The organism is Oceanospirillum maris DSM 6286 (assembly GCF_000422865.1).
GTDB classification, from domain to species: Bacteria; Pseudomonadota; Gammaproteobacteria; order Pseudomonadales; family Halomonadaceae; genus Oceanospirillum; species Oceanospirillum maris.
The window spans coordinates 1-16112 of the sequence record NZ_AUGW01000024.1 but is presented as its reverse complement, the minus strand read 5'-3'; the positions used below and the strand labels follow the sequence as shown (position 1 = coordinate 16112).

The window sequence follows — 16112 nt, the reverse complement described above, 5'->3', positions numbered from 1 at the left end:
GGATAACGGATGTCATACACATTGAAATCGACAGCCAGTAATACAGGTCATACCGACGTCAGCTGTTTTGATCAACCGGGGCAATTAAGTGTTGAGCAAGGCCGACAAGCTCTGCTGGATGCGATGTCCACGGCAAACAGCCCCAAAGTCATCGCCTGTGAGCTAAGCCAACTGGTCGGGCATGTGCTAGCAGAAGATGTTATTTCGCCAATCAATGTACCGGCGCAAACCAATGCCGCGATGGACGGCTTTGCTTTAGCCTTGCCAGAGGATCATCACCAGTCTCCTGAGGCCAACTATGAGGCCCATTATATTTTAGTGGGCCACTCTTTGGCGGGCCACGGCTTTGACGGAACCCTTCGCACCGGCGAAGCGGTCACCATTACCACCGGAGCTCCTGTTCCTGCCGGTGCAAATACCGTTGTGATGCGTGAGATCTGTCAATTAGATACCGATAATACCGACACGGTTATCATCCAAAAACCAGAAAGCCTACGGCTAAACGACAATATTCGACAGGCCGGAGAAGATCTTCAGCAAGGCCAAATCGCCTTGTCCGCAGGCACACGCCTAGGTGCGGCCCACCAAGGTCTTATCGCCTCCCTAGGCCTAACCCAAGTGGCGGTTTTTAAACCCCTTGTGGTGGCGGTATTTTCTACCGGAGATGAAGTGGTTGCCCAAGGCCAGCCTTTACCTCCCCATAGTATTTACGATACCAATCGCTATACCCTGATCGGTTTGTTAAAAAAACTGCATTGCCAAGTGATCGATCTAGGTATTTTACCGGATCAAGAAACGGTGCTTGCATCAACACTGGCTTCAGCGGCGGCTCAAGCCGATGTCGTGATCTCCTCTGGCGGGGTATCTGTTGGGGTCGCGGATTATATTAAAACAGCCCTTACTCAAGTGGGGGAGATCGGCTTTTGGCGGATCAACATTCGTCCCGGTAGACCGCTTGCCTTTGGTCGTATCGGGCCGATTAATGGGGAGCAAATTGATAACGCGCCGACGGAACCAGAAAAATCGGAAAAAAGCGCTTGGTTCTTTGGTTTACCCGGAAACCCCGTTGCAGTGATGGTGACCTTTATGCAACTGGCCCAACCCGCGTTAAGAGCGTTACAGGGCGAACCGCTACGGTCAGACAAGCACGGGCTAGAAGGTAGTACAGGGGGAGCATTAACCGCGTTTCCCGCACAGGCCAGCGAGGCGATGCGTAGCCGAGAAGGTCGTACCGATTTCCATCGTGGTATTTACAGCTTATCGCCCCAAGGGCAATTGCAGGTGCGAACAACCGGTACTCAAGGTTCAGGGATTTTGCGTTCAATGACCGAAGCTAACTGCTTGATAGAGATACCGGATGCCCAAGCCCGCGTGACCGAGGGTGAGATGGTACGTATCTATCCCTTTGCAGATTTACTTTAAGCGTCAAAAGCTAAGCGTTATAAAGAGAGAATAAATAATAATGAATCAGCCAACGTCTGCTACAGATACCTCAAATTTGCACCCTGAAGGCTTTACCCATATCGACGCTAAGGGTGAGGCGAGCATGGTGGATGTCACCGAAAAAGCCGTCACCGCCCGCGAAGCCGTGGCGGAAGCCTACGTTGAGATGCAGCCTGAAACATTACGCATGATCATCTCCGGTGAGCATAAAAAAGGCGATGTACTGGCCGTAGCTCGTATTGCCGGAATTCAAGCGGCCAAAAAAACCAGTGATTTGATCCCCCTGTGTCATCCGTTAATGCTGACCAAGGTGAAAGTTGAGCTAATCCCAGAACCAAGCCAAAACCGTATTCGTATTGAGACACTGTGTAAGCTGGCAGGGCAAACCGGCGTTGAGATGGAGGCACTAACAGCGGCCTCTGTTGCGGCACTAACCCTGTACGATATGTGTAAAGCAGTAGATAAAACTATGGTGGTCTCAGGCATTAAAGTGCTTGAGAAAAAAGGCGGAAAATCTGGTCACTGGCAACTACCCAGTGATTCCCATCAGGATGCGGAGTCAAGCACTCATTCTGACGCTCCAAGCACTCAGAAAAAGGACGGTTATCTGTCTCTTCGCTTTTTTGCGGGGCTACGGGAATCCCTTAACTGCGAGCACATGGAGCTTGCGTTAATCGCGCTGGATACAAGTCTTGGTGAGGATACAAGCCTTGGTGAAGTAAAAGCACACTTGATTAGCATCCACCCTGAATGGGAAAGCGCCCTATCGGCCAGTAACGTGCTGATGTCGGTTAATCAGCAGATGGCGAAAGCGACCACCACCGTGCAAGCCGGTGATGAGGTTGCTTTCTTTCCACCGGTGACGGGGGGCTAAGATGATGAGCTGTCGCATTTATATCAAAGTACAAGAAGCCCCCTTTGATCTGGCGGTAGTCAACCGTGGGATGACGGAAGGCCGCACGGATATTGGTGCTGTTGTCACCTTTTCTGGTTTGGTTCGTGATTTTAATGAGAAACCAGACGTACAGGGGCTAACCCTAGAACACTATCCCGGTATGACAGAGCAAGCGTTACAGCAGATCGCCGAAGAAGCATCGGAACGCTGGTCGCTGCAGGCTGTATCGGTGATTCATCGTGTTGGGCACTTAACCCCTGGTGACCCTATTGTATTGGTGGCGGTGGCCTCGGCCCATCGACAAGCGGCCTTTGATAGCTGCGCCTTTATTATGGATTTTTTAAAAACCCGTGCCCCATTTTGGAAAAAAGAAAATACCCGTGAAGGAGATTACTGGGTATCCGCTCGCACATCAGACGAGGATGCCGCCCAGCGTTGGCATAAAGGTTGATCACGATGATAGCGCCGACTAATCGCGTTGAGAAAGAACAGTTAATCGATGGTTTTGGCCGTCAGGTCACTTACGTTCGGCTATCGGTAACGGATCGCTGTGATTTTCGTTGTGTGTACTGCATGGCCGAGGAGATGACCTTTCTGCCCCGGGAAAAGGTGCTGTCTTTAGAAGAGATCGGACTATTAGCCGAAGCCTTTGCCCAGCTAGGGGTTAACAAAATCCGTTTAACCGGCGGTGAGCCTTTAGTACGCCAGAATGTGATGCAATTGATCCAACATATTGGCGGCTTACCTGAGATTACGGACTTTGCGATGACCTCAAACGGTTCTCAACTGACGCGTATGGCATCTGATCTTAAGGCCGCTGGGCTTAAGCGGTTAAATATCTCCTTGGATTCTTTAGACCCTGATCGTTTCCGGCAGCTGACCCGTAAAGGTGATCTACAGCAGGTTATTAACGGTATTGATGCCGCCGTTGCCGAGGGTTTTACCGGTATTAAGCTAAACGCAGTGATCTTAAAAGGGCGAAATGATGATGAGATATTACCCCTATTAGAGTTTGCTATTGATCGCCAAATCGATATTAGCTTTATCGAAGAGATGCCCCTTGGGGAAATATCAGAGCACGACCGAGAGGCAACCTACTGCTCCAGCGATGAGGTTAGAGAGATTATCCGCCAGGGTTATCCCCTGCTAACGTCCAGCACGGACAAAACGGATGGCCCATCTCGCTATTTTAGAATCCCTGGGGTGAAGACCAAAATAGGCTTTATCTCGCCCCACAGTCATAACTTCTGCGGCAGCTGTAACCGAGTAAGAGTCACCGCAGAGGGGCGCTTGCTACTGTGTTTGGGTAACGAGCACTCCGTTGATTTACGGGCGGTTATACGGGCAAACCCCGGATCACTAGAGCCGGTAAAACAAGCCATTCGGGACAGCATGGCCATTAAGCCAGAACGGCATCATTTTAGTCTTGGTGGTTTTAATGAATCCAGTACCAGCGAGTTCGGCACGGATGAATTGAATGCTAACGGCGATGTACAGATTTTACGCTTTATGAATATGACCGGGGGCTAGTAACTCAATCTATAACAGGCTTCAGGCATGACCCTAAGCCATAAATCGTCGTGCGGCGATTAAGGCTTTATACCAATCCCTTTTAGGGGCAACGACCACTGGCGGGCGTAAGTTCAGATAGCTGACTTTTCGTTCACGGGGCTTGGCAAACTGGTTCAACATATTTAAGCGTGTTTCACGGGCGTGGTAGTTATCACGCAGAAAGGTGATCGCATCATCGCCTAACTCTACCTGATAGTGCTTAACCAAGGCTAAAGCCAACCGTTCTGCGGCAACGGACAAATCATGGCGCTTCTCCTTCGCCATGGCGCTACCCATTGAGGCCTTGGTTGCGGCGCTCATACCCGGTTCGATATCGTTCATATAAATAGCATTGGTGCTGTAAATCGCCCGCTGAATTTCTGGGCGACTTAAAAAGATATGAGGCTCAAGGGCTAGGGCTATTTCGATGGCGAACTGTTTAGCAATCTCCGGCGTGATATGGTCTTCTGGCAGCAAGTTACGCTCCACACGACCCCGCAATGCTTTATTTCGAGCTAAGTTTTGATCTTCCGGTGTTAGCTTGTGCTTAGTAAGAAAATCAAAAAGACGAGTACAAACTTCACTAATCGCCTCTTCATCAAGATAGACAGATTTTTCAGTGACGGTTAAACCACGGTGTCCGCTACCGATTTGGAGTTTAGAGTCACTAACGGAAAAGGTATCAACAAATTTCTCCCAGCGGTCAGAAGCCTTTAGTAACTGTACATGCATACGACCAATTCGCTCGTAGGCACGTCGAATCTCTTTCCACAGATTAAGGGCATCCGCCAGCTGTTTGGCCTGTTCGCGAATCCAGTCTTTATCAGCTTTATCGCGCTTGCGACGGGTTCTAAGGCAATACTCCGATAGGCTAGCCGCACACTCATCCATATAAGCTTCAGCACTTTCTACCAGAGAATCCGCCGATTGGTTGATCTGGAGGTGTTCAGCATCTTCCTCTTCATCGGTACGCTGTAAAATATTTTGCTGATTGATAAAGCTTGCCAAGGCTCGAATACGACTCAAACCGGTGGCTTGGGCGATGCGGTATTCACTACGGTTACGCTCCATTCGGTCAAGGGCTGTTGCCAGCTCCCAGCGGCCTTTGTAGGTGAAGGTTAGCATCGGGATTTTTCGGCCACAGATTAGCTCAAAGGCCAGAACGATCATCTCTTCAACGTCTTCGTCGGACATTAAAAGGTCATTCTCTTCCTCTATCGCCGCAAAAATACGTTCAATAAAGTTTTCTTGGCGAGGCATTCCCACTTTTTGATCGGGGCTATCCCCCTGTAAACGGGTACGAATAATGGGCAGGGCATCAGGCTCGACATTTTCAAGCTGAATAAGAACATGGCGGATAAGAAAGCGCTGGTTTTCAACCAAGTCATTAATACGGCGATCCATGCCAACTTGTCGATAGATCTCAATCTGGCTAATCAGGCGCGCAAAGGTTTTATTATGAGTCAGGTCAAATATCGCCTGCTTTAATGACTCGGGGTCAAGGTCCGCTTTTTGTAGCAACAGCTTTGCCACATAACGTTGGCGCTGTTCGGGGTCATGGTGGTGTGTGTGCAGATCTAGCACTTGCCAACGTAACTCTGGTAATTGCTCTAAAACAAGGGATACACGGCGTTGCTGCTCTTCAATTTTAGGTACGCGGGTTAGGCGATAAACCACCTGTGCGACAATACCGGCAACACCTGTGATAACGGTATAGATAATAAAGAACATCAGGTTTTCTTGGGTCGGTGCTTTGTTGTAACCCAAAATATAGCTTAGCTGGGCGGCAATCAGTGTAACCGGGCCTGCGGTCCATGCCAGAGACAGTAAAGATAACCCCCAAGGCATCGTGGTGACCGCTTCGCTAATCTGGCGGATATGGGTAAAACCTTCCCGCTGAATAGAGACTCTGGTTGTTGCGCTATCTGTACTGTTACGACTGAACAAACCCATGATTTCTATTCCGTTTTTACCGCAAAAACCACAGTCTAAGGGGCATAATCATGGAACGCAAACCCTAGGGTTCATCTGCAATCCCTTTGGTGTATTCAAGGGAAAATCAGGGTAAGTTTGGTGATTCAAACCGATAATGAGTTTGATTAGGGGCTTTAGAGAAACTTTTAAACATCAGCTCAGAAAAACGGAAATCACGCTGTAGCTGTTGATCTCTATCTTTAAGTTCACCTAAACCGGAAAAAAGAGGAATATGCAGTGTTCGATAGCGTGGTGTTACACCTTCCATCACATCTTTAAGGTAAACCAAAGCCCAAGAGGCTGCCAAATAATGCCCGCCGTAGCTATTAAATAGCTCACCTTGTTTTATGCCAGCTTGCGCCTTGGGCGTTAGGTCAAAGCCGATAATCAAAATATCTTTACCGGGTTCTAAACCAATGGATTTGGCCGCCTCAATGGCAGCCAGGGCCATATCATCATTAGCAGCCCAAATAAGGCGTAATTCAGGATAGCGCTGTTTGGCGATTAATAAAGCATTGTACGCATGCTTGGGATTGTAGCGGGTATTAAAAATCTGCTTAAGATCGACTCGCCCCGATTGATCAACTAATGCATCAAACATCCCCAGTAACCGTTGAGCATTAGTTTGAGAGATAGCATCACCATCCAGCGCGATCATGGAAATAGGCTGCTGATCAGGATACAGATCTAAGGCTTTTTCGATTAACTCATAGGTAAGGCGCTGGCTAGCATTATAATTATTCACGGTAATCTGGCCGAGCCAATAATTATATCGCTCCCCCGGCTGTCCAATACCCTCTTTAGGTGAAAAACCGTTGTCATAAATGATGCTATGGATATGGTGTTTTTCCAAAAGATCAAGAACCGCTTTCCCCGTATTCTTCATATTTGAAAAAAGAACCGCATCAGGTTTTTGACTCGAATTTACTAAGGCAGATAGGGCTCGAATAGGATAGAGCGGGTTATTGTTAAGCTCAATAACGTTTAACACAATGTTCAGTTCTTTTGCCGCTTGCTGCGCCGCCTGTTTAGACAGTCGCCAAAAGTCATTGAGTGGCTCATTAATCATCAGTACAACATGCAGCGGTCGATTAATACCATTGAGTTCAAGGGGTGGGGTTGTGGCCACCATTAAAGACCGCTCATCACCTAGTGCTGGCGGTGCGCTCAATCCATAGGAGACAAAAAGCAGCGCACCCACAAAAAAGCGCAGGAAAACAGCTAGCCTTAAGGGCGGCCTTATCTGCAAAATAACAGAGGGAAATGTACGAAGCATGTTGTTAACGCTGCTGTTGTGATAGATGAAGGCGAACCAATTCAGCCAATGAGTTAACCTGAGTTTTACGCATAATATTGCTGCGGTGGTACTCAACGGTTTTCACGGTGATATTAAGCTCTCGGCCAATATCTTTATTAGGCAAACCTGTGACCAAGAGCTCTAGAATCTGGCATTCTCGTTTAGTTAAGGATTCTAAGGCTTGATGGCTCTGCTGTTCAATTTCTAGGGCACTCTTAGTTTTACGGTACTGTTTAAGTGCCGCCTCTACTTTAAACACCAGTTGATGGTGGTCGATCGGTTTCTCAAGAAAATCAAAAGCACCCAGTTGAATCGCACGCACAGCCATCGGCACGGTTGCATGGCCGGTAATAAAAATAACAGGGGCGATAACTTTCAAAGAACTCAGCTGTTGAAACAGCTCGATACCACTCATACCTTGCATACGAACATCTAGGAGAATACAGCTAGGCTCCGAGTCTCTATTATGCATCGCCTCAATAAAGTCTTCCCCCGATGAATGAGATGTTGTGCTGTAGCCGTGCGATTCTAAAAGCATTTTTAGTGAGGCGGCCACCGACTCGGTATCATCAATGATATGAATTTTTTGTGGAAAATTTGGCAATGTTTTTCTCCCTACATAAATCGTTCTCTATTGAGTCACATTGTCTATCAATATTGATATCGCTATTCATCATTCATCTGGATTTTTACGGCGCTTGATGGGTTCTGCTATCAGTTGGTTTTGGTCGAGCGACGGGTCTTGCTGGTCTTGGTCGAGCGGCTGGCCTTGATCAATATTACTAGGCAGCCGGACGATAAACTCTGCCCCACCATTATCTAAATTACGGGCGAGGATCGTGCCGTGGTGCATCTCAATAATACTTCGACAAATAGCAAGCCCCATACCTAAGCCATTTTCTTTGGTGCTGTAATGGGTGGTAAAAACCTGAGGAATATTCTCAATACCTAAACCGTTATCCCGCACGCTAATCTCAAAGTAATGACTTTTTTCACTGATATAAATATCGATTCTTCCACGGTGGTCGGTCAGCTCTGACAACTCTTCTATGGCGTTAGATATCAAGTTGATCATTAATTGCTTGATCTGAACTTCATTGGCAATAACGGGCGCTTTAGGCAGCTCATAATCAAAATTCAGGCTAATATCGCTCTTTTGAGCCCGTAGCTGACTAAGATCTAGGCTCTTTTGTACTGCTTCAACAAGGTCGAGTTTTTGTTGGGGATAATCATTACGTCCCAGCTGCCCCCTAGCTTGCTGCACAATATCAGAGGCGATATCGGCTTGAAGTATCAGTTTCTCTAAGCTTTCGTGCAGCTTCTTGCCATTGAAATCATCAGCTTGGCTAAAATTAATGGCTGAGAAAGCATAGTTTTGAATCGCGGCTAAGGGCTGGTTGACCTCATGGGCGATGGTGGTTGCCATTTCTGCAATAGCCATTTGGTTTTGACGAAAATTCATTAATTCACTGGCTTCAATTTCTAATTTCTCAGCTCGAATTTTATCACTCACATCCCGTAGGGTAACGTAATACAACCCCTGCTTCTCATAAAGCATCATATTAAAATGCAACTCTATTTGAATATTTGACTGCTGCAAGCTACGCGGCAGTGATGCCTTATCTAACGGGTAGTAACCATGCTCTAAAGGTTTAGCACCAAACATAACTTCAAAGTCTTGTTTGATCAGCTGCTCTAAAGGTTGAGCCAAAATATCAATAGCCGCCTGATTCGCATCAATAATGCGGTAACGCTCTTCATCTTCCAGACGAAAACTTTCCACAATTAAAAGCGCATCCACATTTCGGTGGAACAAGGCCCGATAGCGCTTCTGGCTATTTTGCAACATGCTGGTTAACTGGCGAGCAGACTCTCGGCCTTCTGCTACCTCTTGCGTGCGCTCTATCAACTTAGAGTGAGCTTCCTGCTGACGCGTAAGGTAGCGGTGGTTATTCTCTTGTAATTGATTGTACGCATTGATTAATTCTTGAATCTCCTTGGGGTCATTCTTCTTCTGGCACACAGGAGACAGTCCATCAGGGCGAGAGCGGGATATTTCGGCAATCAAGAAATTTAAGCGTTGTTGTACTTTGCGATTAAGAAAGAAAATAAGTGCAAACAAAGGCAACATAAATTTCAAAATGCCTAAGGCAATAACAATCAGCCCTGTATGAGCTAAGCTGGTTAAAAAACCTTGGTGATTAAAGCGAATATTAAGATTACCCAACAGCAGGCGCTGGCCGCGATTATTGGTGTAACTCAAAGGCTTGCTAATAACGATAGGGTCAAGTCGTATACCATTATTGTTATCTCGACTGCGCAGGTAGATCCGGGAGAATTGGTCAGAGACCATCATGTAATTAACATTACTGTCTTGGAAAAGGCTATCACCAATCAGGTTGATGGTTTCTAAATCCGCATCGTACATAGCCTTAGATAATAGCGGAAGTATCTGGTCAATTCGATGGTCCAGTTGTTGACGCGATGACGCTAAGCTTGACTGGTAAAACAGATAGATTTGAATCGATGAAAGTAAGACAACAGCAACAAGCAGAGGCAGGATAACAAGGCGAATCAATTGATTTGAAAGAGAAAATAATTTTTTTGAAGCCATTAGAGGTATCCCGTCTGCAGATTCAATTTAGTATACCTGTCAGCGAAAGATAATACCCTAGGGAAAACCCTGAAACAAAACAGTAGTGAACCGAGTATTGCTCCGATTATTTTTAGTTCAAACTATCCTTTATCGAGACATCGTATCAAAAGGGATCCCCAAGACTCCAAAGGCAAGAAATCTACGGATGGGACGTATGATCCAGTGATGCGACCGCCATAATGGATACCGCTAATACAGCCGCTTTTTGTTACTGAAGAGATAAGCTATCAAGGTTCCAATCAAATTCATCGCGTTTGCTCGAATTCTCCAGCAAAGCCAAAAGTCTCTTAACGAGTACTTTATAGCGATAACGGTGTGAATGCAGGCCGAAAGGCTGTTGCTCTTAGGGGAAAGCGGATGTCCCCATTTTTATCTTTTACTTCCGAATCCATATTCCTCTCTCTATATTCCGAACATCTTCTTCATCGCATTTAACGTAATTGTCACTTCGCACCCGCAGCATAGAGCCTAGAGATTTTGTACGACTTGCCTAAATCTTCTATAAGGACAATTGCGATGATAACCAAGCAGTGGGATGCTGATGAAGATATGCGTATCAGCCCAGAAAAACAGCCCGACCTTAGCCAGTTAATACCCCTATGTTCAGCAGAAACAACGGCCTTAAACGCAGAACTTGTTACCGCTAAGAAAAAAAAGCCCAAGAAAAAAGCCGATGATACGCAGGACTTCTCTTTCTCAAGCTTACCCTATGGTGTGGATAGCACCCACCACGTAGCAGAAGGTTATCGTGCGGATATTCTGATTCGTTGGGGTGATCCTGTTACCGGCGATGCGCCAGAATTTGATCCAATGGGACAAACACCTCAGGCCCAAGCGCGCCAGTTTGGCTACAACAATGATTTTGTCGGTTTTTTCCCTCTGCCCCGTGGCTCTTATAACCCCGACCGTGGTTTGCTGGCCGTTAATCATGAATACACCACTCGCAAACTGATGTTTCCTGAGCAGCCAAAAGAAGCGGGGGCTAAAAATGATACAGATGCTAAAAAACTGGGGAAGTCTGCAAAGAATAAACAAGAACACGAGCGCCAACTGTGCGAAATTGAGATGGCCGCCCACGGTTTAAGTGTTATCGAAATTGAAAAAGATCGCAAAGGACGTTGGCAGTGTGTCCGTTTTAGCCCTTACAACCGAAGAATTAGTCCCCTCAAAGATGTACTGGATCTTTCCGGCCCCGCAGCAGGACATGAGCGACTAAAAACAGAGTATGACCCCAAGGGTCGCCATGTCATTGGCACACTCAATAACTGTGCAGGCGGCATGACCCCCTGGGGAACCCTGTTAACCGCAGAAGAGAATTTTAACGGTTACTTTTGCGGTAAAAAGAAACATCATCCCGAAAAAGAGAAGCTGAAGCGCTACGGCATACCCGGCAAATGGTTTGACTGGGGTAAACATCACGCCCGTTTTGATATTGAGCAAGAACCCAACGAAATCAATCGCTTTGGCTGGATTGTAGAGCTTGACCCCTACGACCCCCACGCCCGCCCCATTAAGCGTACCGCCCTAGGGCGCTTTAAGCATGAAGGTGCCGCCGTTGTCGTCAATGATGATGGCCGCGTGGTGGTTTATTCCGCAGATGATCAGGCAGGCGAGTATCTGTATAAGTTTGTCACCCACGGACGTTACGACCCCCACAGCCGTCGAGCGAACTTTGACTTACTGGATGAAGGCACCCTTTATGTGGCTCGTTTTGAAGAGGGCAGCACACTTAACTGGCTACCTTTACGTTACGGTTACGGCCCTTTAACCAAGAACAATGGCTTTGATAGCCAAGCAGACGTTGTGATTGATGCCAGACTAGCCGCTGATACTCTTGGGGCGACCCCCCTTAACCGGCCAGAAGATGTAACCGTTAACCCTAAAACCAATACCGTCTATCTGATGCTGCTAGGCGACAGCCCTGATAGCGATAAAACACCTCAAGAGGGACAGATATTACAGCTTACCCCACCGTTGGGCGATCATGCCTCAGAGCATTACAGCTGGGACATCATGCTACATGCCAGCACGCCTAAAGAGGGTAAAGCCGATGATAATTGGTTTATCGCCCCAGATAACTTTGCGGTAGATGGACGGGGGCGGTTATGGGTAACAACCGATCAAGGGGACGATTGGGGTAAAACCGGCTCTACGGATGGTATCTGGGCGGTGGAAACGCACGGTAAAAAACGCGGCGCGGCGCGTATGTTTTTCCGCGTGCCCGTGGGTGCGGAGATGGCCAGCCCTGCTTTCACCCCCGATGATAAAACCCTATTTGTCTCAGTACAGCACCCAGGCTCCGATGGCGCAAAAGATTACCCGCCCTTTGCAAGGGAATCAACCTTTAGCGACCCCGTTACCCGCTGGCCTGATTTCAAACCGGATATGCCCCCAAGACCGTCACTCATGGTGATTACGAAAAAAGACGGCGGCATAGTGGGCAGCTAGGCTTATATTTTCAACGCCATAAAAACCATTGAGCCTCAACACTGAGGCTCATTTCAGTTCAAACGGATAGATTATTTGGGACATCCATAAATTTAGCGTTCGCCTTTCACTTCAAAATCATCTGCAGCTAACAGTGCACTGCCGTCTGCTTGAATACGCCATTGTTCATGATGAACGACGCCGAAGGCTTTGTTCATTGTCCATTTAGCAGTTAATACACAGCTATCATCGGTTAATACACAGCTATCATCGTTCATTGTTACCCATTCAATATCGGTGTAATCGACATCGCTAAAACCTTGATCAATGATACCTTGCCAAAATGTTTGGATCGCTTCACGACCAATGAATGTGCCAAATGGACGGGCGTGCATGACGCTATCTTCTTCATATTGCGCTGCGCAACCGGCTGCATCTTGATTGTTAAAGGCCGCCTGCCATGCTGCGATACCGGCTTTACAGGCTAATAGAGTTTGTTCTTGTGTCATTGTCTTTCTCCGATAAGTGTCTGGCTAATTTATAACGCTGTGACGGCTGTCTAGGTGTATGGCTGCACTTTAGCGCCATCACTAACAAACAAAAACAGACCAATCAGAAAACACTGTTAAGATAAACAGAACAATAGTCATAACCGACGACCAGCAGCAATCTACGCGAGACGATACCAGGTAAGCATAAATAATGAGTAAACTTAAACAAATGACGGTATTTATGTACGTCGTTAAACTCGGTTCGATAACCCGTGCAGCGGAAAAACTCGACGTCTCGAAGTCGGTTATCAGTCAGCATCTTAAGCAACTGGAAACAGAGCTTGCGGTCACTTTGCTTAAACGCACCACACGTAAACAAAGCCTGACACCTGCAGGTGAACATTTCTATCAACAGTGTTGCACCCTGCATGAACTCGCAGAACAAGCTTGGCAAGACGCCCAGCAATTACAACTTACGCCTAAAGGGCTAATCAAGATAACCGCTCCGCATGCATTAATGGAGCACCTGGTATTACCCGCTCTGCACGATGTGTTTTATGCCTATCCCGAGGTCGAATTAGAGCTGATTAGTCATGATGGGCAATTAGACTTGATGCAAGAAGGTATTGATATTGCGATACGGGTTGGCGAATCAAAAATAAGTAATCTGAAACAAAAGCGTATTGGTGATTTTAGAGATGTGCTTTGTGGCTCACTGCAAACAGCTAAAGCCTGCCAGAGTGATATTGAAGCATTAAAAGTAGGTAATACCAGATACGTCGCTAATCACTGGCAAGAAAAGTCGATTCATCACAGCTTTAGCCGTAAAGACAGTCACAGTGATAAAAATGGCACGCCAGCCTTTGAGCTTAATTTTAAAAACCATCATAAGGCTAATACCCTATCCACCTGTTTGAGTATGTTAGAGCAAGGGTTTGGTGTTGGTATAATTCCAGACTTTATCTTTGCCAAGCATAGCCAGACGTTAGCGGAGCTATTTCCTGATCATCAACTCGATAAGGTCAATGTCTATGCATTGCACTCTTATCAAGCTGCGGTACCTATTGGCGTAAAAATGGCGATAGAGGCTATAGCTAAGCGGCTTAGTTGACATCCTCCCTCCACTAAATCAGATAAGCTGACTCTAGTGGGAGGTTCCTACGACTAGGCGGCCATGCCCGACGGCATTAGTCGCCCTAGCCAAAACGGGCGGCTAACTGATTCGTTTTTCCCGTCTTACGGTTAGGATTGCTTACAACGCGTAGCCATAAGCTCAGACAAGAAACGGAGGATATAATGTGTCTATTGTGTGTGGTTTTCATACTCCAAACAGTCTAATGACTCAAGCAATCTTGAAGCCCAATAAGAATAGGATAAGAAAACTTGCTTTGTAAGTTGCGCTATCCATCGCCCGCCAAAACATCTCGCTTAGACTCGATGATTTTGGAAGGGTTAAATTATGGGTGTCCCAGCTTTCCTTTGGACTTGAACGCCACCCATCAGTCCAAGTTCAAGTGTCCGCCTTATCTTGGATCAGCTAACAGCTCGCATCCTAAAATTAGCCACACACAAAGTAGGCTAAAATATAAAGATCAAAAAAGAGGGAATTTATATGGCAAATGTAGAAATAGTAAGAACAAAAAAGCAGCTCGAAAGAGCTCTTGATAATGAAGCAGACTATATAGTGATTAAAAATCAGGAGCTTGCTGATCATGTACAAACCGTTAATACAGCATCAAAAGCAGCGCTAACAGCTGTTCTCGGGGGATCGGCGCTTGCTTTGACAAATAGCTGGAACCCACTGGGCTGGGGAGCCGCTGCTATTACAGCTCTTACAGGAGGAAGTCTCGCTCTAGCAATTATCGCCTTAGGCCTTGGTGTTGTATTGATCTGGGCGATATATAAAAACTACCGCATAAAGGCAAAAGGTAAAGTGACCTTGCCAGATGGCACAGAAGTCGAGGGCGAACTCGTTCTTGAAAGAACCTAATTACGTATCGGGAACACCCATTAATTATTTCGGTGAACAATCCCATGAGATGAGACAAGCCAGTTTTGGTTTGGCTAAATTATGGGTGTCCCGCATTTCATTACCAGCCCATGCGAAGTAACTTGAGAATAACAAACAACCCTCTCAAAAAGGTTCGATCAGTGACTCAATTTCCTTATCGGTCAGCGACAAACCACAAGCACGTAAATCATCAAAGGTGAGATCATTAACCATTGGCTGAACACTTCTTATCTTCTTCACCGCGTCACGATCCTTTTTGAGAAGAGACGAAACTTGAAGAAAAGCAAAATAGTATCGTGGATAGAACGACTGAAGACTTTGTAGAGCAACTTCTGCTGCGTCCTCCCCATGGTATAAGTTAACTGCAATAACCGAAAAGTACGTGGAAATACCCTCGTTAACGACATTTGCCTTTGGTTCTACCGGATGATCCAACGCTACTGATGGATAAAGAAGGTGGCAGACTTCATGAGCTAGCTGGAAATCACGCTGAAACTCATCATCAAGGGCTCGAAGACTTAGCCAGATTTGTACTGTTCCCGTGTCTGGCGAGTAATTTAGGTGCGGCTGATGGTCGTAGAATGCAACACCATCGTACGTCCACTCCGAGGACATTGGACCAAACAAATCTTGAGCAAGTGCAATCAGTTCAACTGCCCTCTCATTCACCGCTTCAAGTTTAGCTTCCACCTTATCTCCCGAATAATGCTTGTGCCTAACGAGGCTGTAGAAAAACCTCAGACTCAAAAATTGATCATTTTTTGTACTAAAAATGACGCTTCTACGTGAATTCTAGGGCAGTTTTCATCGCCAAATAATCTTAAATCAACGTAGGCGCGTGATAAATTCTCAACAACCAGAACCTGTTAGGTTTTTCTACAGCCTGAAGCCGCACTAATCGGACTAAAACAGCGGGTTAAAATGTGTAGCGAAGCGTAACAGCCAACAAGTTTTTTGTCCGCGTTGACGACTTTGTTAGCTTTCTAGGATACACAGATATTAAGAACAGCTTTCATTTTTGAAAAATCACAATGGACACCTAATATATTTGCCTCAATCCAATCGTCAACACTTACAGCATCGAAAGATATTTCAAATCCAGCATTAATAACTAAGTGCTCAAAAAAAATACGCTGAGCACGACCATTACCTTCCCTAAAAGGGTGAATCATATTTAGATCACAATAATATTCTGATAGCTTTGTAATAAACTCGCTGTATTCTAGACCCACCAAATAGTTATCTTGTGACAACTTATTTAATAACTTATAAGCTTCATTTTCGATAAATGAAACATTACAAAATCTAGTATGCCCTTTCGTAATATCAACTTCTCTGAGTTTTCCTGACCACTCGTATAAATCTGA

Annotated in this window: 14 protein-coding genes; 7 read left to right on the top strand and 7 right to left on the bottom strand. The window is 46.3% G+C overall.

Annotated features, from left to right (window positions below; translation table 11 throughout):
- Positions 1-9 precede the first annotated feature (9 nt).
- The 4 genes from moeA to moaA are packed head-to-tail and all read left to right on the top strand — an operon-like array spanning position 10 to position 3868.
- Complete coding sequence (gene moeA, locus G517_RS18650) at positions 10-1422, top strand: molybdopterin molybdotransferase MoeA (RefSeq protein WP_051206283.1); 1413 nt, start codon at positions 10-12, stop codon at positions 1420-1422.
- Between the two features lie 40 nt (positions 1423-1462).
- Positions 1463-2317 (top strand): cyclic pyranopterin monophosphate synthase MoaC, encoded by an 855-nt coding sequence (moaC, locus tag G517_RS21300; protein ID WP_084632159.1) that lies wholly within the window; start codon positions 1463-1465, stop codon positions 2315-2317.
- Positions 2318-2321: 4 nt separating this feature from the next.
- On the top strand, positions 2322-2789 hold the full coding sequence (gene moaE, locus G517_RS0110225) for a molybdopterin synthase catalytic subunit MoaE (protein ID WP_028304338.1): 468 nt from the start codon (positions 2322-2324) through the stop codon (positions 2787-2789).
- Positions 2790-2794: 5 nt separating this feature from the next.
- Positions 2795-3868: a GTP 3',8-cyclase MoaA gene (gene moaA, locus G517_RS0110220; RefSeq protein WP_036591163.1), complete on the top strand. Its 1074-nt coding sequence runs from the start codon at positions 2795-2797 to the stop codon at positions 3866-3868.
- Positions 3869-3901: 33 nt separating this feature from the next.
- Here the strand turns inward: moaA and G517_RS0110215 are convergent, their stop codons facing one another.
- The 4 genes from G517_RS0110215 to G517_RS0110200 form a co-directional block, all read right to left on the bottom strand.
- Positions 3902-5842, bottom strand: coding sequence for a hypothetical protein (locus G517_RS0110215; RefSeq protein WP_028304336.1), 1941 nt, complete (start codon positions 5840-5842; stop codon positions 3902-3904).
- Between the two features lie 106 nt (positions 5843-5948).
- The gene (locus tag G517_RS0110210) at positions 5949-7139 is read right to left on the bottom strand and encodes an ABC transporter substrate-binding protein (RefSeq protein ID WP_084632158.1); all 1191 of its coding nucleotides are present in this window, start codon (positions 7137-7139) and stop codon (positions 5949-5951) included.
- 4 nt (positions 7140-7143) lie between these two features.
- Entirely contained in the window at positions 7144-7764 is a 621-nt protein-coding gene (locus G517_RS0110205; RefSeq protein ID WP_028304334.1) for a response regulator transcription factor, read from the bottom strand.
- A gap of 69 nt (positions 7765-7833) precedes the next feature.
- Positions 7834-9774: a sensor histidine kinase gene (locus G517_RS0110200; RefSeq protein WP_028304333.1), complete on the bottom strand. Its 1941-nt coding sequence runs from the start codon at positions 9772-9774 to the stop codon at positions 7834-7836.
- A gap of 558 nt (positions 9775-10332) precedes the next feature.
- Here G517_RS0110200 and G517_RS0110195 point away from each other — a divergent pair.
- Positions 10333-12264, top strand: coding sequence for a PhoX family protein (locus G517_RS0110195; RefSeq protein ID WP_036591160.1), 1932 nt, complete (start codon positions 10333-10335; stop codon positions 12262-12264).
- Positions 12265-12356: 92 nt separating this feature from the next.
- Here G517_RS0110195 and G517_RS0110190 read toward each other — a convergent pair whose 3' ends face one another.
- The gene (locus tag G517_RS0110190; RefSeq protein ID WP_028304331.1) at positions 12357-12752 is read right to left on the bottom strand and encodes a YybH family protein; all 396 of its coding nucleotides are present in this window, start codon (positions 12750-12752) and stop codon (positions 12357-12359) included.
- A 193-nt stretch (positions 12753-12945) separates the two neighbouring features.
- Between G517_RS0110190 and G517_RS0110185 the strand changes: the two genes are divergently transcribed.
- Together G517_RS0110185 and G517_RS0110180 are read left to right on the top strand one after the other, a co-directional pair.
- Positions 12946-13845, top strand: a complete 900-nt coding sequence (locus tag G517_RS0110185) for a LysR family transcriptional regulator (RefSeq protein ID WP_028304330.1) — start codon at positions 12946-12948, stop codon at positions 13843-13845.
- 501 nt (positions 13846-14346) lie between these two features.
- Positions 14347-14724: a hypothetical protein gene (locus tag G517_RS0110180; protein ID WP_028304329.1), complete on the top strand. Its 378-nt coding sequence runs from the start codon at positions 14347-14349 to the stop codon at positions 14722-14724.
- 144 nt (positions 14725-14868) lie between these two features.
- On the opposite strand, the gene G517_RS0110175 is transcribed toward G517_RS0110180, so the two are convergent.
- Positions 14869-15435, bottom strand: a complete 567-nt coding sequence (locus G517_RS0110175) for a hypothetical protein (protein WP_028304328.1) — start codon at positions 15433-15435, stop codon at positions 14869-14871.
- A gap of 293 nt (positions 15436-15728) precedes the next feature.
- A partial coding sequence (locus G517_RS0110170) for a Fic/DOC family protein (protein WP_028304327.1) occupies positions 15729-16112 on the bottom strand: 384 nt, incomplete at its 5' end.